Here is a 20,665-nt window from a genome sequence, read left to right on the forward strand (position 1 = left end):
CAGCAGACCCGGACAGGCCAGAACCGCCAGCAGGCGCTTGCGCAGGGCCGACGGTAAATGGTCCAGTCGCGCCACGCCGCCGATCCACCTCGTCGGAACGGCGTCACGTTTTCAGGTCAACCGCCCCCTGGCGTTGACGACCTTCGGCAGGGCGATCGACTGTTTTCGGGACAGGCGGCCCTGCCATTTTTTTGCCTGGACCTCAGCCGCCCTGCTTCGCCGGCCGCTGGCTGATGGCGACGCTGCCCAGGATCAGGGCGCAGGCGATGGCCATCGGCCAGGTCAGCGGTTCGCCCAGCAGGCTCCAGGCCCAGGCCACGGCGGCCAGCGGCACCAGGTAGGTGACGGTGACGGCGCGCGCGGCGCCGATGCGCTGGATCAGGCGGTAATAGATGGCATAGGCCAGGCCGGTGCAGATGACGCCCAACGCGATCGCCGAGCCCCAGGCCGGCGCCGACACCGACTGTTCGGGCCAGTGCGCGATCGAGAACGGCAGCAACAGCAGCGCGGCGCTGCCCAGGGTCGCGGCCGCGACCGCCGAGGGCGGCAGGCCGTTGAGCAGGCGCGGCACCAGGTTGGCACCCACGCCGTACATCAGCGCCGCCGCCACGCCGGCCGCGGTGGCCCAGCCCACGCTGGCGCCTTCGGTCTTGTCGCTGGCCAGCACGATCACCCCGATGAAGCCGACCACCAGGGCCAGCACCTTGCGCGCGCCGATGCGTTCGCGGAAGAACAGGAAGGCCACCAGGGCGGTGAACAGCACCGCCATCGCATTGGTGATGGCGCCCACGCCGGCCGGCGCCCGCTGCGCGCCCCAGGCGAACAGCGCGAACGGGATGGCGGAGTTGATGGCGCCCAGCAGGGCCAACCGCGGCCACAGCCGCGCCGGGAAGTCGGCGCGCGCCAGCCACAGGAAGGGCAGCAGCACGGCCGCGCCCAGCAGCAGGCGCAGTTCGGCCAGCGCGCTGGCGCCGAACTCCGGCGCCGCGACGCGCTGGAACAGGAAGGACGCACCCCAGATCGCCGCCAGCAGGCCCAGCTCGACGGGGGTACGCCAGGCGGCAACATTGGCCGGCTGCACCGGCAGGACCGCGGGGGACGGATTCTTCATGGCGAGGCAAGCCCGGTTCGTGTCTGGCGGCCATTCTGCTTGAGCCGTTGGCGCGCACAAGCGCATACTTTCGGCGTCAGCCACAAATCAGACTTGAGGCTTGCCATGACTCTTCGTTCGGACTGGCTGCCGGCCCTGGCCGCCTTCGAATCGGCCGCCCGGCACCAGAACTTCGCCCACGCCGCCGAAGAGCTGCACCTGACCGCCAGCGCGGTCAGCCACCACGTGCGCAAGCTCGAGTCGCGCCTGGGCGTGAGCCTGTTCCAGCGCCAGGCCCGCGGCGTTTCACTGACCGCGGAAGGGCGGAAACTGGCGGACGCCGCCAGCAACGCCCTGGCCGATCTCGATGGCACGCTGCGCGGCCTGCGCGCCACGCCGCAGGAAACACCACGCGTGCGCATCACCACCCTGCACTCGCTGTGTTTCAGCTGGCTGCTGCCGCGCCTGCCGCGCTTCGCCGCGTCGCACCCGGAGATCCGCCTGGGTTTCGAAACCGACGCCGGTCTGGTGCGCTTCGATGACGCCGGCCCCGACCTCGGCATCCGCCACGGCCCGGGCCACTGGCCGGGCCTGAGCGCGCATGCGCTGATGGACGAAACCCTGTACCCCGTCGCTTCGCCGGACCTGCCCGGAGTGAAGGATGTGCGCGATGCCGCCGGCATCACCCGGCTGCCGCTGATCTCCGACCTGGCGCGCCAGGGCTGGCCGGACTGGTTCCGCGCCGCGGGCGTGCACGGCGGACCGTTCGAGGAGTGTTACCGCTTCACCGACAGCACCGGCAGCCTGCAGGCCGCCGTTCAGGGCCTTGGGGCCGTGCTTGCGCGCGACCGACTGCTCGCGCCCTTCCTGGCCGATGGCCGCCTGATGCGCTTGCCGGGTCCGGCGCTGACCGCCCGCTGGGGCTATTACGTCGTGTACCCGGCGCACCGGCGGCTGCGGCCGGCGGCGCAGGCCTTCGTGGACTGGCTGCTGGCCGACGTCGCCGGCCACGGCGCCTGACGCGTTACCCTGTGCGCCCACCGCAGATCCCGGACCTCCGCATGCCCCGCCTGGAATTCGAACTCGATCGCGAGTTCGTAGAACTCAACCAGCTGCTGAAGCTGACCGGTGTCTGCGACAGCGGCGGCATGGGCAAGGCCATCGTCGCCAGCGGCGAGGTGACGGTGGACGGCGCGGTCGAGCTGCGCAAGACCTGCAAGATCCGCGCGGGCCAGGTGGTGCGCCTGGACGATATCGAGATCCACGTGCGCGCGGCCTGAACCACGCGCGCGCCGCCGGCTCAGCCGGTCTTGTTCTTCTTCACCGCGCCGTAGATGAACAGCAGCACGATCGCGAACACCACCGAGGCGATGAAACCCGCCGGTTCGCCCTCTGTGTACCAGCCCATGGCCTGGCCGACGTATTTGGCCACCAGCGCACCACCGACGCCCAGCACCATCGTCCACAGCAGGCTCAGCTTGTCGTTGCCGGGTTTGATCGCGCGCGCGACCAGGCCAACGACGAAACCGATCAGGATGGTCCAGAGAATGCTCAACATGGTGCATGTCCTCCCCAGGGGCGGCGGGTGCCGCGCGGGGAGTTTAGCACCGGCCGGAAATCCGGCCCGCGTGCCGCTTACGCACCCATGTAGTGGATGTTGAGCTTGTTGCCGTCGAGATCGCGGAAATAGCCGGCGTAGAAACCCGGAACACGTTCGCCGGGTGCGCCTTCGTCGCTGCCGCCGAGTTCCAGCGCCAGTGCGTGCAGGCGTGCGACCGCCGCGCGATCGGCGGCGAGCAGGCCAGTCATCAGGCCGTTGCCGCGATGGGCGGGTTCGCCGTCGTAGGGCAGCGCGATGGCGAACCAGGGTTTGCCACGACCTGTGGACCAGGCGATGAAGCGCGGGCTGTCGATGAAACGTTTCGCACCGACCTCGCCCAGCAGGCGGTCGTAGAACGCGGCGGCACGCGCGATGTCGCAGGTGCCGAGGGTGACGTAACCGATCATGGCGTTTCCCTTGTGGTGGTCAGAGCATCGGCAGCTTCAGGCCCTGCTGCTTGGCGCAATCCTTCGCGATCTCGTAACCCGCATCGGCATGGCGCATCACGCCGGTGCCTGGGTCGTTCCACAGCACGCGGCCCAGGCGCTTCGCGGCCGCGTCGGTGCCGTCGGCCACGATCACCACGCCGCTGTGCTGGCTGTAACCCATGCCGACGCCGCCGCCGTGGTGCAGCGAGACCCAGGTGGCGCCACCGGCGACGTTCAACATGGCGTTGAGCAGCGGCCAGTCGGACACGGCGTCGCTGCCGTCCTTCATGGCTTCGGTTTCGCGGTTTGGCGACGCGACCGAGCCCGAATCCAGGTGATCGCGACCGATCACGATCGGCGCGCTCACTTCGCCATTGCGCACCATTTCGTTGAAGGCCAGCGCCAGGCGATGGCGATCGCCCAGGCCGACCCAGCAGATGCGCGCCGGCAGGCCCTGGAAGCTGATGCGCTCGCGCGCCATGTCCAGCCAGCGGTGCAGGTGCGGGTTGTCGGGGATCAGTTCCTTCACCTTGGCATCGGTCCTGTAGATGTCCTCGGGATCGCCGCTGAGCGCGACCCAGCGGAACGGGCCGACGCCGCGGCAGAACAGTGGCCGCACGTAGGCCGGCACGAAACCCGGGAAGTCGAAGGCGTCGTCGCAGCCGACGTCCTTGGCCATCTGCCGGATGTTGTTGCCGTAGTCGAAAGTCGGGATGCCCTGGTTCTGGAAATGCAGCATCGCCTCGACGTGCACGCGCATGGAATGTTTGGCGGCGTCCACCACGCGCTGCGGGTTGTTCTTCTGCTCGCTGAACCATTCCTCCAGCGTCCAGCCGGCCGGCAGGTAACCGTGCAGCGGGTCGTGCGCGCTGGTCTGGTCGGTGACCGCGTCCGGACGCACGCCGCGGCGCACGAGTTCGGGCAGGATTTCCGCCGCATTGCCCAGCAGTGCGATCGACTTGGCCTGGCCGCCACTGGTGTAACGCTCGATACGCGCCAGCGCGTCGTCCAGGTCCACCGCCTGTTCGTCCACGTAGCGCGTGCGCAGGCGCATGTCGATGCTGGTCTGCCGGCATTCGATGTTCAGCGAACTGGCGCCGGCCAGGGCCGCGGCCAGCGGCTGCGCGCCGCCCATGCCGCCGAGGCCCGCGGTCAGGATCCAGCGGCCGGTGAGGTCGCCGTTGTAATGCTGGCGACCCATCTCGACGAAGGTTTCGTAGGTGCCCTGGACGATGCCCTGCGAACCGATGTAGATCCAGGAACCGGCGGTCATCTGGCCGTACATCGCCAGGCCTTTCTTGTCGAGTTCGTTGAAGTGTTCCCAGGTCGCCCAGTGCGGCACCAGGTTGGAGTTCGCCAGCAACACGCGCGGCGCGTCGGGGTGGCTGGGGAACACGCCGACCGGCTTGCCGCTCTGGATCAGCAGGGTCTCGTAGTCGTTGAGCTCGCGCAGCGACTTCAGGATGGCGTCGTAACAGGCCCAGTCGCGCGCGGCGCGGCCGATGCCGCCGTAGACCACCAGCTCGGCCGGGTTTTCGGCAACTTCCGGGTCGAGGTTGTTCTGGATCATCCGGTACGCGGCTTCGCTGAGCCAGGACTTGCAGCTGAGCGTATTGCCGCGCGGCGCACGGATGGAACGGGACGGGTCGTTGCGGTTGGCGGACATCGGCGGCTCCCAAAGGCAGACGGTGATTATAGGTTCCCCGGCCCGGCATTGATGTCCGAAAACGGCGAGTACGGCACCAGGCCCGGCGCTAGGATGCGCCATGGACCTCGCCACCCTGCCCCCAACCGACGTCTGCGACCGCGCCCGCGCCGCCAGGGACGCGCGCTTCGACGGCCTGTTCTTCACCGCCGTGCGCAGCACCGGCATCTATTGCCGCCCGGTCTGCCCGGCGCCAACCCCAAAGCGCCAGAACATCCGGTATTACCCCAGCGCCGCCGCCGCGACCGCCGCCGGATACCGGCCCTGCCTGCGCTGCCGGCCGGAGCTGTCGCCCGAGCGCCACGCCGGTGACCGCGAGCAGGCGGTGCAGCGTGCGCTGGCGCTGATCGCGGATGGCGCACTTGAAGAAGGCTCGATCGCCGATCTCGCACAACAGGTCGGCCTGGGCGACCGGCAGCTGCGCCGGGTATTCCTGGCGCAGACCGGCGCCACGCCGATGGCGGTGCACGGCACCCGGCGCCTGCTGCTGGCGAAACAGCTGCTCACCGAAACCGCACTGCCGGTGACCCAGGTGGCGTTGGCCTCGGGTTTCCGCAGCCTGCGCCGCTTCAACGCCGCCTTCCTCGAAGGCTGCGGCATGGCGCCGACCGCGATCCGCCGCCAGCGCACCGAAACGCCGGCCGGCACGCTGGCGCTGCGGTTGGGCTACCGACCGCCGCTGGATTTCCCGCTGATGCTGGCCTTCCTCGGCAAACGTGCCATTGACGGCATCGAACGTGTGGGCGCCGACACCTACGAACGCGTGTGTGGCCCCGCGGAGGCGCCGATCCTGCTGCGCGTCACTGCCGACCCCGTGCGTCCCGAACTGCGCCTGGAACTCTCCGGTGGCGACCCGCGCGCGATCCCCGACATCGTGCGCCGCGTGCGCCGCCTCTTCGACCTCGACGCCGATCCCGCCGCGGTGCACGCGCTGCTGTCGCGCACGCCGCTGCTGGCGCGCGGCCTGCGCCGCCGGCCCGGGCTGCGTGTACCGGGCGGTTGGGACGGCTTCGAAGTGGCGGTGCGCGCGATCCTGGGCCAGCAGGTCAGCGTGGCCGGCGCGACCACGCTGGCGCGGCGGCTGGTGCAGGCGTTTGGCGGTCTGCGGCCGAACGCGGCGCCGGGCCTCGACCGGATCTTCCCTACACCGGAAACACTCGCCGGCGCCGCACTGGAAAGTATCGGCCTGCCGAAGTCGCGCGCCGCGACGATCCGTGCGCTCGCCACCGCCGTCGCCCAGGGTCGCGTACATTTCGGCGCCGGCCAGCGGCTCGACGATTTCGTGCACGCGCTCACCGCCCTGCCCGGAATCGGCCCTGGACCGCGCACTACGTGGCGATGCGCGCGCTGGGCCACCCCGACGCCTTCCCGGCCGGCGACCTCGTACTTCAGCAGGTACTCGGCGGCGACGAAGGCCGGCTGTCGGAACGCGAAACCGAAACCCGCTCGTTGGCCTGGCGACCCTGGCGCGCCTACGCGGTGCTGCACCTGTGGTTCCTCTCCGGCGACCTGGCGAAGGAGAAAACCTGATGTGGTTCGATGAATTCGACACGCCGATCGGCGTGATGACGATGGCCGCCGACCCGACCGGCCTGCGCCACGTACTGTTCCCCGACAACAAATACCCGCCGGCGCGCGACACGTCCTGGCGCCGCGATGCCGGCGCACTGCGCGAAGCGCGCGAGCAGCTGCTGGCCTACTTCGCCGGCGAACGCCAGACCTTCGACCTGCCGCTGGCGCCTACCGGCACCGCCTTCCAGGTGAAGGTGTGGACCACGCTGGCGCGGATCCCCTACGGTCGCACCTGGAGTTACGGCGATCTGGCGCGCCACATCGGCGAACCGAAAGCCGTGCGCGCCGTCGGCGCCGCCAACGGCCGCAACCCGCTGCCGGTGATCCTGCCCTGCCATCGCGTGATCGGCGCCGACGGCAGCCTCACCGGGTTCGGTGGCGGGCTTCCGCTGAAGAAGTTCCTGCTGCAGCACGAAGGGCGGCATACGCCGTTGACGCTTGCCTGAGCGTTCATCCTTTCAGTACTCCGGAACCTGAAAAGGCCGGACGGCAGCACAGACAGCCCTGGGGCTCGAGTATCTGAAAAGGCCTGGCCGATTCACATCGCAATGCATGCGATGCCACCACATGCCTCGGAACCGATGCAGGAAGGCGGCGCTCACCGGCAGCGGTTCGGCGCGTCCCTTCAGGCTCAGGCTGGCCTTGCCCAGCTCGTCCTTGCGCAGGCGGTCTATCGCCGCCACCCGCACCACCACGCCGCGGTGCACCTGCCAGAAGGTCTCGGGATCGAGCCCGGCCAGCAACTCCTTCAGGGGCGTGCGGATGATGGCTTCGTCGCCGGCGGTGACCACGCGCACGTATTTGTCCTGCGCCTGGAAATACAGCACCTCGTCTATGCCGATCATGCGCACGCTGTCGCCGATGCTGGCGCTGATCCAGCGGATCAGGCGTTCGCCCTGCGGGCGCAGGCGCGCTTCCAGGTCTTCCACCAGCGTCTGCAGGTCGGGCGGGCGCGGTTCGGCCAGCCGGGCCTGCAGGCGTTCCACCGCCTGCGCCAGCCGCGCGGGTTGCACCGGCTTCAACAGATAGTCGGCGGCGCCGGCTTCGAAGGCGCGGATGGCGTAGTCGTCGTATGCGGTGGTGAACACCACCAGGCCGCCGTGCGCCACCACGGCGCGCGCCACGTCCAGGCCGTTGACGCCGGGCATTCGGATGTCGAGGAAGGCGATGGCCGGCTGGTGTTCCTTCGCGGCGTCCAGCGCCGAGAGGCCGTCCTCGCAGACGGCGACGAGTTCGAGTTCGGGCCAGGCCGCTTCCAGCATGTCCAACAGCGCGGCGCGCTGCGGCGCTTCGTCTTCGGCGATCAGGGCGGTGATGCGGTTCATGCGGCGGGCTCCAGCGGCAGCTGGATCTCGGCCACGGCGCCGCGGCCGGGCAACCCGCGCAGGCTCAGCGTCGCGCGGTCGCCAAAACGCGTGGCCAGCTGGTCGCGCACGTTCGCCAGGCCCACGCCGCTGCCCAGGCCCGGCTGCAGGCCGGCGCCGTCGTCCACCACGCTCACCACCAGCCGTTCGCCCTTCACCGATGCACGCACCTCGACGCGACCGGGGCCCGGCTGCGGTTCGATGCCGTGTTTGATGGCGTTCTCCACCAGGGTGATCAGCAGCAACGGTGGGAACGCCTGCTGCCGCAACGAAGCTTCCGCCTCAACCGCATAACTCAGGCGCCCGCCCATGCGCAGCTTCATCAGCGCCAGGTAACTCGCGCAGATGTCCAACTGCTGCCCCAGCGTCGAATGCAGCATCGCTTCGCCGTCGCGCAGTTTTGGAATCGTGGCGCGCAGGTGGTCCACGAGTGCATCCAGCGTGGCCTCGGCCTGCGCCGGATCCTGGCGCACCAGCGCCCGCACGGAGGCCAGGGTGTTGAACAGGAAATGCGGTTCCACCTGCGCCTGCAGCAGGCCCAGGCGCAGGTCGGCCTGCTGCTTCTGCGTGCGCAGGGCGTCGAGCTCCTGGCGCCGGCGGTTGTCGGTGAAACGACGACCTTCACTGAAGTAGGCGCGCAGCGCCAGGCCGCCGCCGAACAGGCCGTAGACCGTCGCCAGCAAGATGACCCGGAGGACACTGGCGACCGGCTTGATCTCGGGCGCCACGTCGGGCTTCTTCGTGGTGGCGACCCCTGTTCGACCAGGGCGGCTTCGACCTTGTGGTCCACCGATTCCGAAGCCCAGCGGTCGACGTGGTAACTCGCGACCATGCCCAGCAACACGGCCAGGACCACGCCCACGCGTTCGCGCCGCACCGGCAGCCGCCGGTGCCGGATCCAGGTCGCCAGCGCCGGGCCGGCGGTGGCCATCAACAGGAAGGCCGCGAAAAGGTGCGCACCGGCCAGCGCGCCGAGCCCGAAATCGCGGGCCGCGGCGCCGGTGCCGAATGCCGTCACCAGCGCGAACACAGCGATGATCGCCGCGAACATCAGGCTGCGGCCACGCAACCACGGCCAACTGAACACCGGGTACTGGCGATAACGCGCCCAGACGGAATTGCCGCGCACCAGCACTTCTGCGGGCAGGACCTGCTGCAGCGAATAGTGGTTGTCGGAGGGTCGGGTCATGGCCTGCGCAGGATACCGTCCAGGTCCTGGCGATGGCGCGTCGGCTGCGTCCGGATCACGGCTTCACGCCGCGCAGCGCCTGGCCGCCCTGGTGCAGCGTGACCGCGACGACCCGCCCATCGGCATCCCGTTCGAACCGGACCTCGGCGCCGACCTGGTCCACGGTGAACACGTCCTTGGCCACCGCGACCGTTTCCAGCGCCTGCTGGCCGCTGCCTGGATGAACAGTTTGCCGCCGCGCTCGAACACCTTGAGCGAGAACTCCGGCATCAGCGGGTAGTCGCCGGCGTAGGCCTGCAGTTCGGCCGGCGACGGGGTGGCGAACTTGGCCTTGGCCGGGCCATCGATGCGCACCGCCGGCATCGCGCCGCCCATCTGGACCCAGGTGAAACCATAGCTGCCGTCGCCCTTGCGCTGCGGCTTGAGCAGCGCATCAAACGCCAGCGGATAGAAGTCGCCGGCATCGTCGTGGCCCATCTCGAACGCGGGCTGGCCTTCGGCCTGGATCACCAGCGTGTCGCCCTTGCGGCTGAGCCGCATCTTCATCGCGCCCTGCAGCTGGTAGTTGCCCACCAGCGCGTCCAGCAGTTCCGGCGACGCCGCGACGGCTTTGCGCGGCTTGCCCAAGGGCACGGACGAGTCGGCCAGGTGCAGGCCCAGGCTACCAAGGCTGCCCAGCGAATGCAGGGCGGTGTCGGACAGCACGATCACGCCGCGCTGCCGTTTGCGGTCGAAGGCCACGAAGGACGAAAAGCCGCCGGTGCCACCTTCATGCACATGCCAGGTGTGGCCGTTGAGCGGCGCCAGCATCCAGTTCATCGCCATCGCGGGTTTTGAATCCGGATCCACCGGTACCTGGCCACGCGCGAGTGCACTCGCCAGCGGTTCGGGCGCGGTGCCCAGCTGGCCCTGCACATAACGAACCATGTCGTCGAGCGTGGCGCGCACGCCGCCGACACCGGCGAGGTCGGTCTTGAAGGTCCAGGCCGTAGTGGGTTTGGTGTTGGGCGTGTGGCCCTGCGCCGCGCGCACGCCCTTTGGGGGCTTGTTGATGTAGGCGCGTTCCATGCCCAGCGGCGTGAACAGGCGGGTGTCGAGCAGGCTTTCGAAGTCGGTGCCGGCCCGGCGCGCGACCGCGTAGCTGAGCAGCATCGAGGCGAAGTTCGAATATTCGAAACGGGTGCCGGGCGCCTGCGTGAGTTCGCTGCGCTCGAGCGCGCCCAGCAGCATCTTCGCGTTCATGCCGGTGTAGGGGTTGGTGGGGTCCGGCATCGGCACGCCGGGCGGCAGCGAGGCCAGGCCGCTGGTGTGGGTGACGACGTGACGCAGCAGGATGGGCTGGCCCTGGAAGCTTGGCACTTTCGTGCCTTCGGGCAACCAGGCCGACAGCGGGTCGTCGAGCGAGGCCTGGCCCTGGTCGATCATTTCCGCCAGCAGGGCCGAGGTCATGGTCTTGCTGACCGAGCCGATCTCGAAGGCGCTGTCGGGGCCGATGCGCCGGGCCTGCGCGGGATCGGCGCAGGCAAAAGCGCGGGTGACGGTTTTGTCGATCACCGCGACGGCGAAACAGGCGCCGGTGCGGTCGCCGGTCAGGCGTTGTTCGACGGTGGCCTGCAGCTCGGGCTGGCTCAGGGCCGCGGCGGGCGAAGACAGGGCGAACGCGAAAGCGAAGGCAAGGGCGGACATCGGCAGGGACATGGCGCACTCCGGATCAGGGACGGTGACACCCTGCCCGAGCATGGAGGCCCTTGCAGCGGCTTGCGACGAAAGCCGGCCTGCGGGCGACGGAATGGCGGTGCGGCGGAGCCGGCGGCTCAGTCCGCCAGCAGAGCGGCCATGGCCTGCTGGTAGCAGCGGGCGATGGCGTCGTGGTTGCGATGCCGTCCCGCCGCCACGACCCGGTGCCCGGCGACATGGGTCTCGGCCACCAGGTTACGGTTGCCGGCGAACACGTAGCGGTCTAGCAGGTCGGTCTGGGTCGCACCCGCCAGGGCCGGTGCGTGTGCGTCGAGCAGCACGAAGTCCGACTCCGCCGCCGCACTCTGGCCGCAGGCGCGCAGGCCACCGGCCAGCGCCTGCGCGTACAGCAGTTCGCCGGTGCTGGGCTGGCCGGCGCTGACGGCGATGTTGCGCCGGCGCGTGACCAGGCGCTGGCCGTATTCGAGCCAGCGCAGTTCTTCGACCGGCGACACCGACACGTGCGAATCCGAACCCACGCCCCAGTGCCCGCCGGCGGCGAGGAACTCGCGCAGCGGGAACAGGCCGTCGCCCAGGTTGGCTTCGGTGGTCGGGCAGATCGCCACGGTGGCGCCGCTGGCGACGATGCCCTGCACTTCGGCGTTTTCGAGATGCGTGGCGTGCACCAGGGTCCAGTTCGCATCCACCGGCGCGTTCGCCAGCAGCCACTCCACCGGGCGGGCGCCGCGCAGGGCCTGGCAGTCCTGCACTTCGCCGATCTGTTCGGCGATGTGGATGTGCACCGGCATCGGCGTGCCGGCGACCGCGGCCAGCAGTTCGCGCATCGCCGCTTCCGGCACCGCGCGCAGGCTGTGCAGGGCGATGCCGACCTTGAGCATGTCGTTCCCGCGCGCGCGCAGCGACTGCAGCAGCGCGAGATACGCGTCCAGCGTGTGGCCGAAACGGCGCTGGCGATCCGAGAGCGCACGGCCGTCGAAGCCGCCGGTCATGTACAGCACCGGCAGCAGCGTCAGCCGGATGCCGGTGTCGCGGGCGGCGGCAGCCAGCGCCAGCGACATCTCGGCGGGGTCGTCGTAGGGCCGGCCGTCGGGCTGGTGGTGCAGGTAGTGGAATTCGCAGACGGTGGTGTAGCCGGACTCCAGCATCTCGGCATAGAGCTGACATGCGATGGCGTATTGAGTGTCGGGCGTCACCTTGCCGGCAAAGCGGTACATCAGCTCGCGCCAGGTCCAGAAGCTGTCCTCGGGATGGCTCTGGCGTTCGGCCAGGCCAGCCATGGCGCGCTGGAAGGCGTGCGAATGCAGGTTCGGCAGTCCGGCCAGGCGCCAGCGCGAGGCGGCGTGGGCGTCGTCCTCCCCGCCGCGGGTCCAACCGGCGGGCAGGAAGGCATGGAAGGCGCGTTGCGGCATGGCGCGAGTTTCGCATGGCGCGATGCGGGCCGCATACAATGGCGCCCCATGAGCGCCCTGTCCGGAATCACCGTGCTGGAACTGTCGCGGGTCCTGGCCGGCCCGTGGTGCGGCATGATCCTGGCCGACCTCGGCGCCGACGTGATCAAACTCGAGTCCTTCGACGGCGACGACACCCGCGGCCTGGGCCCGCCCTTCCTCGACGGCATGTCGGCGTACTTCGCCTGCTGCAACCGCAACAAGCGCTCGCTGGCGATCGACCTGCGGGCCCACGCGGCGCGACCCTTGCTGGAAGCACTGGTGCGCGAGGCCGACGTGCTGGTGGAGAACTACCGCACCGGTGGCGCGGAGTCGCTGGGCGTGGGCTACGAGGAACTGGCGGCGATCAATCCGCGCCTGGTCTATTGCTCGATCTCCGGTTACGGCCGCGAAGGCCCTGGCGCGCAGCTGCCGGGTTACGACTACGTGGTGCAGGCCGAGGCCGGGTTGATGTCGGTCACCGGTCCGTCCGACGGCGAACCGTACAAGGTCGGCGTGGCCGTGGCCGACCTGTCCACCGGCCAGAACGCCGCCACCGCCATCCTGGCCGCGCTGCTGCAGCGCCACCACAGCGGCAAGGGCCAGCGCATCGACGTGTCGCTGTTCGACAGCCAGCTGGCGCTGCTGGCCAACGTAGGCAGCAATGCGCTGTTCACCGGCGGCGAGGCGGCGCGTTATGGCAATGCGCACGCCAGCATCGTGCCCTACGAGGCGTTCCGGGCGCGCGACGGCGAGTTCGTGCTGGCGGTCGCCAGCGAAAACTCTGGATGCAGACCTGCGATGCACTGGGCCGGCGCGACTGGTTGCGGGATCCGCGTTTCCAGAACAACGCATCCCGGGTCGAACACCGCGCGGCGCTTTGCGGCGAGTTGGCGGCACTGTTCGCGACCGAACCGGTGTCGCACTGGCTGGCGCTGTTCGAACGCGCCGGCGTACCGGCGGCGCCGATCAATTCGGTGCGGCAGGCGCTGGACCATCCGGTGGCGCAGGCGCGCGGCATGCGCGTGCAGATCGACGGCGTGCCGATGGTCGGCAGCCCGCTGAAACTGTCCGGCTCGCCGCCGCGCCTGGAACGCGCGCCGCCCGGGCTGGGACAGCACAGTGAGGAAATCGCGCTTGCCTACGGTTTCGATCCGGCCACGCTGCGCGCCGCGGGAGCCATCCGGTGATCGGCCGCCTCGCCCCGCCCTGGGACCGGCTGCTGCTGGATGCGCGGCTGGCGACGCTGCGCGACGACCTCGGCGCCTACGGCGCCATCGAAGAGGCGGCCCTGGCCTGGAAGGACGGCCTGATCGCCTGGGCCGGCCCGCGCGCCGAACTGCCGGGCGCACCGGCGCAGCTAGCGGCACGGGTGGATTCGGCACAGGGGCGCTGGATCACGCCGGGCCTGGTGGACTGCCACACGCACCTGGTGTTCGGCGGCGACCGCGCGGTGGAATTCGAGCGCCGGCTGCAGGGTGCGAGTTACGAACAGATCGCGCGCGAAGGCGGCGGCATCGTTTCCACCGTGCGCGCCACGCGCGGCCTGGACGAAGACGCACTGCTGGCCGCTTCGCTGCCGCGGGCGCGGGCACTGCGCGCCGACGGCGTGACATCGATCGAGATCAAGTCCGGCTACGGCCTGGACTTCGACAACGAGCGCAAGATGCTGCGGGTGGCGCGCCAGCTCGGCGAGAAGCTGGGCCTGACGGTGCGCACGACCTATCTCGCCGCGCATGCGCTGCCGCCGGAATACGCCGGCCGGCCCGATGCCTACATCGACGCGGTGATCGAATGGCTGCCGCGGCTGCAGGCCGAAGGGCTGGTGGATGCGGTGGACGCGTTCTGCGAAGGCATCGGCTTCAGCCCGGCGCAAACACGGCGGGTGTTCGACGCGGCGCGCGCGCTGGGCCTGCCGGTGAAGCTGCATGCCGACCAGCTCAGCGACCTCGGCGGCGCGGCGCTGACCGCGGAGTTCGGCGGCCTGTCGGCCGACCACATCGAATGGACCGGCGACGACGCCGTGCGCGCGATGGCCGCCGCCGGCACCGTCGCGGTGCTGCTGCCCGGCGCCTTCCACGTGCTGCGCGAAACGAAACTGCCGCCGATCGCCGCGCTGCGCGAACACGCGGTGCCGATGGCGATCGCCACCGACCTCAACCCCGGCACCTCGCCGCTGCAGTCGCTGCGGCTGGCGATGTCGCTGGCCTGCACGCATTTCAAGCTGACGCCGGAAGAAGCCCTGCGCGGCGCCACCGTGCATGCCGCCCGCGCCCCGGCCTGCACGACCGTGGCCGGCTGCTGCCCGGCCAGCGCGCCGACTTCGTGCAGTGGAACATCGCCCACCCGGCCGAACTGGCCTACTGGCTGGGCGGCGAGGCCGCCCATTCCGTGCACATCGCCGGCCGCCGCGTCAGCGACTGAAGTTTCGTTCGCCGGAAACGACGAAGCCCCGCCAAGGCGGGGCTTCGTTCAAGCAAGGCGCGATGCGCGATTACTTGGCGGCAGCGGCCTTCTTGGCCGGAGCCTTCTTGGCCGGGGCCTTGGCAGCGGCGACCGGAGCCTTCACGGTGGCGGCCTTCACGGCCGTCGGCTTCTTGACGGTCTGCGAACGGGCATTGCCGTGGCTGCCGGTGAAACGCTTGCCCTTGGCGGTCTTCTTGTCGCCCCTACCCATGGTGATTCCTTAGAAAGTGATGTGCGGTGAGGCGCGTAGCCTATCACCGCGGGCCCTTCCGACCAAGATGGCCGGTCGCCGGACTCAGTGCGAATGGCCCCAGGACAGGCGCAGGTTGACCAGGTGCGCCAGCGCGATCAACACGCCGCCGACCGCCATCGCCACGGCGTGCGGGGTGATGGATTCGTGCAGCGGCGGGTACAGGTAGGCGCCCCAGATCAGCAGCAGGCCCGGCGCCACCAGCAACCAGGCGTGGTAGGCGCGGTGGCCGCGGTAGCCCAGCAGACAGGCTGACCACCGCCAGCACCGTGGCGAACAGGCTGAAGGCCCATTCGAACCCGTGCCAGCCCACCAGCCCCAGGCCCAGCGCCGGCACCACCGCCAGGGCCACCGGGATCAGTGCGCAGTGCAGCGCGCAGATGAAGGCGCCCACCGCGCCCAGGCGGTCGGCCCAAGGCGGCAGTCGGAACTTGCGCGGAGCGATCAGGCTGGACATGACATCCGGGGGTTGCGTCAAAGTTGGAACAATATAACATTTCACCCCGACGCCAGACAACCGGACCGATCCATGCCCCGAATCCCCCACCGCACCGCCCTCACCGCCGCCATCCTCCTGGCCCTGCCGGCCCTGGCCTGGGCCGACGATGCCGCCGAACGCCACAGTCACGACACCGCCCGGACCCTGGATACGGTGGAAGTCACGGCCTCCCCGCTGCGCAACGCCGTGGACGACATCGTCCGCCCGGTCGAGGTGCTGGCCGGCCCCGAACTGGACGCCCGCAAGGCCGGCACCCTGGGTGAAACCCCGGAGCGCCAGACCGGCGTGCAGTCCTCGTATTTCGGTGCCGGCGTCGGCCGTCCGATCATCCGCGGCCAGGACGGCGCGCGGGTGCAGGTGCTCAGCGGCGGCACCGGTTCGCTGGACGTGTCCACGGTCAGCGTGGACCACGCGGTCACCATCGAACCCTTCCTCGCCGACCAGATCGAAGTGCTGAAAGGCCCCGCGACCCTGCTGTACGGCAGCGGCGCGATCGGCGGCGCGGTGAACGTGGTGGACGGCCGCGTGCCGACCGCGCCCGTGGGCCGCGACCTTTCCGGTCGTGCCGAGATCCGCCACGGCACCGCTGCCGGCGAGAACACCGGCATGGGCCGGCTTGATGCCGATGCCGGCCCGGTCACCTTCCACGCCGACCTGTTCCGGCGCGACAGCGGCGACTACGAAATCCCCGGCTATGCCTTTTCGCCGGAACTCATCGCCGAAGAATTGGCGGAAGGCGAAGAGCTCGAGCACTTCGCCCGCGGCAAACTGCCCAACAGCTCGCTGACCACCGAAGGCGGCGCCTTCGGCGCCAGCTGGTTCGGCGAGAAGGCCTGGTTCGGTGCGTCCGCCAACACCTACCGCAGCAACTACGGTGTACCGCCGGGCGCGCACGAGCACGAAGAAGAGGAAGAAGAAGACCACGAAGGCGATGAGGAGCACGGCGGGGAAGTCGTGCGCCTGGACCTGCGCCAGGACCGCTTCGATTTCCGCGGCGGCATTCGCGGCCTGGGCCCGTTGCAGGAACTGAACTACCGCCTGACCCGCAGCCAGTACGAACACACCGAGTTCGAAGGCGACGAGGTCGGCACCGTGTTCGAGAACGAAGGCACCGAGGCGCGCATCGAAGCGGTGCAGAATGAAATCGCCGGTTGGCGCGGCGTGGTCGGCCTGCAGTACGGGCACCGCGATTTCTCCGCGATCGGCGACGAGGCCTTCGTGCCGCCGTCGGTCAGCCGCGACGTCGGCCTGTTCGTCGTGCAGGAACGCGACTTCGGCGACTTCAAGCTCGAACTCGGCGCACGCCACGACCAGGTCCGCGTGGACCCGGAAGGCGGCCTGGCCGAGGTCGACCACAATGCCACCAGCCTCGCGCTGGGCGGCCTGTGGCGCTTCAGCGAACTGATGCACCTGAGCCTGAACCTGGACCGCGCCGAACGCGCACCGACCGCCGAGGAACTCTTCTCCGACGGCCCGCACATCGCCACGCAGAGTTACGAGATCGGCGACGCCACGCTGGACAAGGAAACCGCCACCAGCGCCGAACTCGGCCTGCACCTGCACCAGGGCCGCTTCGAGGGCAAGCTGTCGGTGTACCGCACCGATTTCGACGATTTCATCTATCTGTCGGAAACCGGCGGCGAACTCGACGGACTACCGGTGCGCGCCTGGGTGCAGGGCGACGCGGAGTTCACCGGCTGGGAGGCCGAACTCTCGGCCGAACTGTTCGAAAACGCCAGTGGCCTGTGGGAACTGCGCCTGTTCGCCGACGGCGTGGACGCCAGGCTCGACAACGGCGACCGCCTGCCGCGCATCGCGCCCGGCCGTTTCGGCGCGGACCTCGACTGGTCGCTGGGCGGCTGGCGCGCACGCCTCGGCGCGGTGCGCGTGGCCGACCAGGACGACGTGGCCGAACTGGAAAGCCCGACCGAGGGATACACGCTGCTGGACGCGGGCCTGGCCTACCACTGGGACGTCGGCCAGGTCGGCTGGGAAGCCTTCCTCGAAGGCCGCAACCTCACCGACGAGGACGCGCGCGTGCACACTTCGTTCCTGAAGGACTTCGCGCCGCTGCCGGGGCGCAACGTGGCGATGGGCGTGCGCGTCAGCTTCTGACCGCAACGGGCGGGGACTACTCGAAGTCCTCGCCCTCCTCGACGTCCATCGCTTCCGGGCGATCCTCCGGATCTTCTTCGACCGGCTCGGGCGCGTGCGGCGCCGCGGCTTCCTGCACGGCCTGCTGTTCGCTGGTTTCGGTGCCGAGGTGGAAGGCGGCGTATCCCGGCAGTACGGCCTGGTTCTGCGCCATGCCGATCACGCGGCCCGGCACCGGCGACAGGATGTAACGCTCGACGTTGCTGACCGGGTCGATCACCCGTCCCAGGCGCTGCCCGGCCGTGACCCGCTGGCCCAGCGTGACTTCGCTGATCAGCAGGCCGCCGGAATTGGCGCGCACCCAGCGCGAGTCCAGGAAGATCGGCGGCGGCTCGGCCAGTTCCAGCAGCGGCGTGGCGGTGATCTCGATCGCGTCGGGTTCGACCACGCGCATGCCCAGCTTCAGCATCAGGCGATCGATGGCGGCCACGGCCTGGGCGATTTCCGCCGGCTCCAGCCGGGTCGGCGCACCGGCCTCGAAGGTGACCGCGGGAATGCCCACCGCCGTCGAAGCGACCCGCAGCATGCCCTTGTTGCCCGGGCTGTGCAGCACGACGGTGGCGCCGAAACCGCGGGTGAATTCCAGCACGTCGGGGTTGGTCAGGTCGGCGCGCACCTGCGGCAGGTTGCTGCGGTCGAAGCTGCCGGTGTGGAAATCCACCAGCACGTCGCAGTGCCGCACGATGTCCTGGAAAAACCATTGGCGATGCGCGAGGCGATGCTGCCGTGGCGGCTGCCCGGGAAGTAGCGGTTCAGGTCGCGCCGGTCCGGCAGGTAGCGGGTGCCGCGCGAATAACCGAACACGTTGACGATGGGCACGCCGATCACCGTGCCCGACAGCCGGGTCGGGTCCACCGAATGGGCGATGCGCCGCACGATCTCGACGCCGTTGATCTCGTCGCCGTGGATGCCGGCCACCAGGCACAGCACCGGGCCGGCCAGGGCGCCGCGCGCCACGATCACGGGACTGGCGATTTCCGCATTGCTGATGCCACCGCCCGGGCGCCATTCCAGCTGCAGGCGCGTGCCGGGCACGACCAGGCGGTCGAGGATGGCCAGCGGCGTCACCAGTTCCGGCGCGGGCGGCAGCAGGTCGGGCACGGCGATGCCCCGGGGGCGGCGTCACCTCCGGCGTTTCCGGGCCGGTGGGCAGGTCGACCGGGTAGTCCTGTGCCGTTGCGGCGCCGGCGAAAAGCAGCGCGGCCAGCAGGGGGACAGGCGCCGCATCAGGCGGCCGAACAGCTTGCGCACAGGCCGTGCACCTCTAGGGTCTGGGCCCGCGGCGTGAAGCCCAGGGTCTTGGCCTGGGTTTCCAGCAGGTGCGGGATGCGTTCGTCTTCCAGTTCGATCGCGGCCTGGCAGTTGTCGCAGATCAGGAACGGCACCGAGTGCCGCTCGTGCGGGTGGTGGCAGCCGACGAAAGCGTTCACCGAGGCCAGGCGATGGATGAACCCCTGCTCGAGCAGGAAATCGAGCGCGCGATAGACCGTGGGCGGCGCACTGCTGCCGTTTTCGGCCTTCATCGAGTCCAGCAGGTCGTAGGCCTTCACCGGTTTGCCGGCCGCGGCTATCAGCCCCAGCACCTGGGCGCGCAGCGGGGTCAGGCGCAGGCCACGTTCCCCGCAGGCTTTTTCCACGGCCTGCAGGTAGCCGTCGGCATCGTGCACGTGATGCTCGGGGCTGGTGCAGTCGTGGTCGTGGGCGTGGCGGGACATGGGCCTAGGGTGGCCCCTGACCGGTGCGAAATCAATTCGCGGCCGGTCGGGACGCGGCTCGGGTTCAGGCAGGAATCTTCGCCAGCGCGGCGTCTATGCGGGCCAGCGCGGCCTCGCGGCCGGCCAGGAACACCGTGTGGTCGATGGACGGGCTGACCTGGGTGCCGGTGATGGCCACGCGCAGCGGCTGGGCGATCTTGCCCAGGCCCACGCCAAGTGCCGCGGCGGTGGCTTCCAATGCACCATGCACGGCCTGCGCCGACCAGTCGGTCAGCTTGGCCAGTTCGCCGCGCATGGTTTCCAGCGGCGCCTTCGCGGCGGCCACCAGGTGTTTGGCCACGGCCGCTTCGTCGTACGTCGTCAGCGGCTGGTACCAGACCGCCGCGCGTTCGGCCATTTCCTTCAGCGTCTGCACGCGGTCGCGCAGCGCGACGACGACATCGGCGGCTTTCGGCCCCTGCGCCAGGTCGTAACCGGCAGCGAGCAGCTGCGGTTCGAAGTGTTTCGCCACCTCGGCCGGATCGTCGGTCTTGAGGTAGTGCTGGTTGAGCCAGCCCAGCTTGGCCGGGTCCAGGCGCGAGGCCTTCTGGTTGACGTCCTCGATCGCGAACAGCACCTTGAGTTCGTCGCGGCTGAAGATTTCCTGGTCGCCGTGCGACCAGCCCAGGCGCGCCAGGTAGTTCACCAGCGCGTGCGGCAGGTAGCCCTCGTCCTTGTAGGACATCACGTTGGCGGCACCGGAGCGTTTGGACAGCTTGGCGCCCTCGGGGTCCAGGATCATCGGCATGTGCGCGAAGTGCGGCACCGGCGCGCCCAGGGCCTTGTAGATGTTGATCTGGCGCGGGGTGTTGTTGACATGGTCGTCGCCGCGGATGACGTCGGTGATGCCCATGTCCAGGTCATCCACCACCACGGCGAAGTTGTAGGTCGGGTAGCCGTCGGAACGGAAGATGACCAGGTCGTCGAGCTCGTCGTTGCTCCACTCGATGCGGCCCTTGATCTTGTCCTCGAACACCACCGTGCCGCCGATCGGGTTCTTGAAGCGGATCACGCGGTTCGGGTCATCGCGATACGGCTCGTTGCGCTCGCGGTAGAAGCCGTTGTAACGCGGCTTGAGGTTGGCGGCCATCGCGGTCTCGCGCATGGCCTCCAGTTCTTCCTTGGTCTCGTAGGCGTAATACGCGGTGCCGGCGGCGACCATCTGCTCGGCCACCTCGCGGTAGCGGTCCAGGCGCGCGGTCTGGAAGACCGGACCCTCGTCGTAGTCCAGGCCCAGCCAGTCCATCGCCGCCAGGATGGCGTCGATCGCGGCCTGGGTGCTGCGCTCGCGGTCGGTGTCCTCCACCCGCAGGATGAACTGGCCACCGCGGCGGCGCGCTTCCAGATAGCAGTACAGCGCCGTGCGGGCGCCGCCGATATGCAGGAAACCGGTCGGGCTGGGGGCGAAACGGGTGCGGCAGGTCATCGGGCCAGGCTCGGGAAGCAGGAAGCTGCGCATTTTACGCCTT

General features: G+C 69.7%; 17 protein-coding genes and 5 pseudogenes. 8 read left to right on the forward strand and 14 right to left on the reverse strand.

Translation table 11 applies throughout. The features are described 5' to 3' along the window. Nucleotides 1–202: 202 nt before the first annotated feature. A complete protein-coding gene (locus FRZ33_RS13910; RefSeq protein ID WP_146910345.1) occupies nucleotides 203–1,111 on the reverse strand; it encodes a DMT family transporter in 909 nt (302 codons plus the stop codon). 105 nt (nucleotides 1,112–1,216) lie between these two features. On the opposite strand from FRZ33_RS13910, the gene FRZ33_RS13915 reads away from it, so the two are divergent. After that, nucleotides 1,217–2,110 (forward strand): LysR substrate-binding domain-containing protein, encoded by an 894-nt coding sequence (locus FRZ33_RS13915; protein WP_146910347.1) that lies wholly within the window; start codon nucleotides 1,217–1,219, stop codon nucleotides 2,108–2,110. A gap of 41 nt (nucleotides 2,111–2,151) precedes the next feature. Continuing rightward, on the forward strand, nucleotides 2,152–2,370 hold the full coding sequence (locus tag FRZ33_RS13920) for an RNA-binding S4 domain-containing protein (protein WP_146910348.1): 219 nt from the start codon (nucleotides 2,152–2,154) through the stop codon (nucleotides 2,368–2,370). 20 nt (nucleotides 2,371–2,390) lie between these two features. Here FRZ33_RS13920 and FRZ33_RS13925 read toward each other — a convergent pair whose 3' ends face one another. From FRZ33_RS13925 to hutU, 3 genes are all read right to left on the reverse strand, one after another. Continuing rightward, on the reverse strand, nucleotides 2,391–2,648 hold the full coding sequence (locus tag FRZ33_RS13925; protein ID WP_174754979.1) for a GlsB/YeaQ/YmgE family stress response membrane protein: 258 nt from the start codon (nucleotides 2,646–2,648) through the stop codon (nucleotides 2,391–2,393). A 77-nt stretch (nucleotides 2,649–2,725) separates the two neighbouring features. Then, nucleotides 2,726–3,097: a VOC family protein gene (locus tag FRZ33_RS13930; protein WP_146910350.1), complete on the reverse strand. Its 372-nt coding sequence runs from the start codon at nucleotides 3,095–3,097 to the stop codon at nucleotides 2,726–2,728. A 19-nt stretch (nucleotides 3,098–3,116) separates the two neighbouring features. Continuing rightward, nucleotides 3,117–4,784: a urocanate hydratase gene (gene hutU, locus FRZ33_RS13935; RefSeq protein ID WP_146910352.1), complete on the reverse strand. Its 1,668-nt coding sequence runs from the start codon at nucleotides 4,782–4,784 to the stop codon at nucleotides 3,117–3,119. 100 nt (nucleotides 4,785–4,884) lie between these two features. Between hutU and FRZ33_RS13940 the strand changes: the two are divergent. Beyond that, nucleotides 4,885–6,353, forward strand: a pseudogene (locus tag FRZ33_RS13940) (AlkA N-terminal domain-containing protein). Further along, nucleotides 6,353–6,841 (forward strand): methylated-DNA--[protein]-cysteine S-methyltransferase, encoded by a 489-nt coding sequence (locus tag FRZ33_RS13945; protein ID WP_146910354.1) that lies wholly within the window; start codon nucleotides 6,353–6,355, stop codon nucleotides 6,839–6,841. The pseudogene FRZ33_RS13940 and the gene FRZ33_RS13945 overlap by 1 nt, the downstream one beginning before the upstream one ends. Nucleotides 6,842–6,853: 12 nt before the next feature. Here the strand turns inward: FRZ33_RS13945 and FRZ33_RS13950 are convergent, their stop codons facing one another. Together FRZ33_RS13950 and FRZ33_RS13955 are read right to left on the reverse strand one after the other, a co-directional pair. Then, nucleotides 6,854–7,720, reverse strand: a complete 867-nt coding sequence (locus tag FRZ33_RS13950; RefSeq protein ID WP_146910356.1) for a LytR/AlgR family response regulator transcription factor — start codon at nucleotides 7,718–7,720, stop codon at nucleotides 6,854–6,856. Further along, nucleotides 7,717–8,487, reverse strand: coding sequence for a sensor histidine kinase (locus FRZ33_RS13955; protein WP_146910358.1), 771 nt, complete (start codon nucleotides 8,485–8,487; stop codon nucleotides 7,717–7,719). The genes FRZ33_RS13950 and FRZ33_RS13955 overlap by 4 nt, the downstream gene beginning before the upstream one ends. Before the next feature lie 102 nt (nucleotides 8,488–8,589). On the opposite strand from FRZ33_RS13955, the gene FRZ33_RS13960 reads away from it, so the two are divergent. After that, nucleotides 8,590–8,862, forward strand: coding sequence for a hypothetical protein (locus FRZ33_RS13960; RefSeq protein ID WP_146910360.1), 273 nt, complete (start codon nucleotides 8,590–8,592; stop codon nucleotides 8,860–8,862). 149 nt (nucleotides 8,863–9,011) lie between these two features. Here the strand turns inward: FRZ33_RS13960 and FRZ33_RS13965 are convergent, their stop codons facing one another. Further along, nucleotides 9,012–10,646, reverse strand: coding sequence for a serine hydrolase (locus FRZ33_RS13965; protein WP_158637243.1), 1,635 nt, complete (start codon nucleotides 10,644–10,646; stop codon nucleotides 9,012–9,014). 116 nt (nucleotides 10,647–10,762) lie between these two features. Next, nucleotides 10,763–12,055: a formimidoylglutamate deiminase gene (locus FRZ33_RS13970; RefSeq protein ID WP_146910363.1), complete on the reverse strand. Its 1,293-nt coding sequence runs from the start codon at nucleotides 12,053–12,055 to the stop codon at nucleotides 10,763–10,765. A gap of 114 nt (nucleotides 12,056–12,169) precedes the next feature. Between FRZ33_RS13970 and FRZ33_RS13975 the strand changes: the two are divergent. Both FRZ33_RS13975 and hutI read left to right on the forward strand, forming a co-directional pair. Continuing rightward, nucleotides 12,170–13,263, forward strand: a pseudogene (locus FRZ33_RS13975) (CaiB/BaiF CoA transferase family protein). After that, nucleotides 13,263–14,497, forward strand: a pseudogene (hutI, locus tag FRZ33_RS13980) (imidazolonepropionase). Before FRZ33_RS13975 ends, hutI begins: the two co-directional pseudogenes overlap by 1 nt. Before the next feature lie 70 nt (nucleotides 14,498–14,567). On the opposite strand, the gene FRZ33_RS13985 reads toward hutI, so the two are convergent. From FRZ33_RS13985 to FRZ33_RS17870, 3 genes and pseudogenes are all read right to left on the reverse strand, one after another. Next, a complete protein-coding gene (locus FRZ33_RS13985; RefSeq protein ID WP_146910365.1) occupies nucleotides 14,568–14,750 on the reverse strand; it encodes a 30S ribosomal protein THX in 183 nt (60 codons plus the stop codon). Between the two features lie 84 nt (nucleotides 14,751–14,834). Beyond that, complete coding sequence (locus FRZ33_RS17865) at nucleotides 14,835–14,990, reverse strand: hypothetical protein (protein ID WP_425480596.1); 156 nt, start codon at nucleotides 14,988–14,990, stop codon at nucleotides 14,835–14,837. A 40-nt stretch (nucleotides 14,991–15,030) separates the two neighbouring features. Beyond that, nucleotides 15,031–15,246: pseudogene (locus FRZ33_RS17870) on the reverse strand (MerC family mercury resistance protein); the annotation flags it as partial. A 72-nt stretch (nucleotides 15,247–15,318) separates the two neighbouring features. On the opposite strand from FRZ33_RS17870, the gene FRZ33_RS13995 reads away from it, so the two are divergent. Then, nucleotides 15,319–17,403: a TonB-dependent receptor gene (locus tag FRZ33_RS13995; RefSeq protein ID WP_146910367.1), complete on the forward strand. Its 2,085-nt coding sequence runs from the start codon at nucleotides 15,319–15,321 to the stop codon at nucleotides 17,401–17,403. Nucleotides 17,404–17,419: 16 nt separating this feature from the next. Here the strand turns inward: FRZ33_RS13995 and FRZ33_RS17875 are convergent. The 3 genes and pseudogenes from FRZ33_RS17875 to gltX form a co-directional block, all read right to left on the reverse strand. Continuing rightward, nucleotides 17,420–18,543: pseudogene (locus FRZ33_RS17875) on the reverse strand (succinylglutamate desuccinylase/aspartoacylase family protein). 125 nt (nucleotides 18,544–18,668) lie between these two features. Next, nucleotides 18,669–19,157, reverse strand: coding sequence for a transcriptional repressor (locus tag FRZ33_RS14005; protein WP_146910371.1), 489 nt, complete (start codon nucleotides 19,155–19,157; stop codon nucleotides 18,669–18,671). A 64-nt stretch (nucleotides 19,158–19,221) separates the two neighbouring features. Beyond that, nucleotides 19,222–20,622, reverse strand: coding sequence for a glutamate--tRNA ligase (gltX, locus tag FRZ33_RS14010; protein ID WP_146910373.1), 1,401 nt, complete (start codon nucleotides 20,620–20,622; stop codon nucleotides 19,222–19,224). Nucleotides 20,623–20,665: the final 43 nt, after the last annotated feature.

The organism is Arenimonas daejeonensis, from assembly GCF_007993735.1.
Classification (GTDB): domain Bacteria; phylum Pseudomonadota; class Gammaproteobacteria; order Xanthomonadales; family Xanthomonadaceae; genus Arenimonas; species Arenimonas daejeonensis.

Excerpts from the sequence above, each read along its gene's own strand:
- FRZ33_RS13995 (WP_146910367.1), top strand. The coding sequence starts at position 15,319 with ATGCCCCGAATCCCCCACCGCACCGCCCTCACCGCCGCCATCCTCCTG.
- FRZ33_RS13910 (WP_146910345.1), bottom strand. The coding sequence starts at position 1,111 with ATGAAGAATCCGTCCCCCGCGGTCCTGCCGGTGCAGCCGGCCAATGTT.
- FRZ33_RS13970 (WP_146910363.1), bottom strand. The coding sequence starts at position 12,055 with ATGCCGCAACGCGCCTTCCATGCCTTCCTGCCCGCCGGTTGGACCCGC.
- gltX (WP_146910373.1), bottom strand. The coding sequence starts at position 20,622 with ATGACCTGCCGCACCCGTTTCGCCCCCAGCCCGACCGGTTTCCTGCAT.
- FRZ33_RS13945 (WP_146910354.1), top strand. The coding sequence starts at position 6,353 with ATGTGGTTCGATGAATTCGACACGCCGATCGGCGTGATGACGATGGCC.
- FRZ33_RS13985 (WP_146910365.1), bottom strand. The coding sequence starts at position 14,750 with ATGGGTAGGGGCGACAAGAAGACCGCCAAGGGCAAGCGTTTCACCGGC.
- FRZ33_RS13950 (WP_146910356.1), bottom strand. The coding sequence starts at position 7,720 with ATGAACCGCATCACCGCCCTGATCGCCGAAGACGAAGCGCCGCAGCGC.
- FRZ33_RS13965 (WP_158637243.1), bottom strand. The coding sequence starts at position 10,646 with ATGTCCCTGCCGATGTCCGCCCTTGCCTTCGCTTTCGCGTTCGCCCTG.
- hutU (WP_146910352.1), bottom strand. The coding sequence starts at position 4,784 with ATGTCCGCCAACCGCAACGACCCGTCCCGTTCCATCCGTGCGCCGCGC.
- FRZ33_RS13920 (WP_146910348.1), top strand. The coding sequence starts at position 2,152 with ATGCCCCGCCTGGAATTCGAACTCGATCGCGAGTTCGTAGAACTCAAC.
- FRZ33_RS13930 (WP_146910350.1), bottom strand. The coding sequence starts at position 3,097 with ATGATCGGTTACGTCACCCTCGGCACCTGCGACATCGCGCGTGCCGCC.
- FRZ33_RS14005 (WP_146910371.1), bottom strand. The coding sequence starts at position 19,157 with ATGTCCCGCCACGCCCACGACCACGACTGCACCAGCCCCGAGCATCAC.
- FRZ33_RS13925 (WP_174754979.1), bottom strand. The coding sequence starts at position 2,648 with ATGTTGAGCATTCTCTGGACCATCCTGATCGGTTTCGTCGTTGGCCTG.
- FRZ33_RS13960 (WP_146910360.1), top strand. The coding sequence starts at position 8,590 with ATGCCCAGCAACACGGCCAGGACCACGCCCACGCGTTCGCGCCGCACC.
- FRZ33_RS13915 (WP_146910347.1), top strand. The coding sequence starts at position 1,217 with ATGACTCTTCGTTCGGACTGGCTGCCGGCCCTGGCCGCCTTCGAATCG.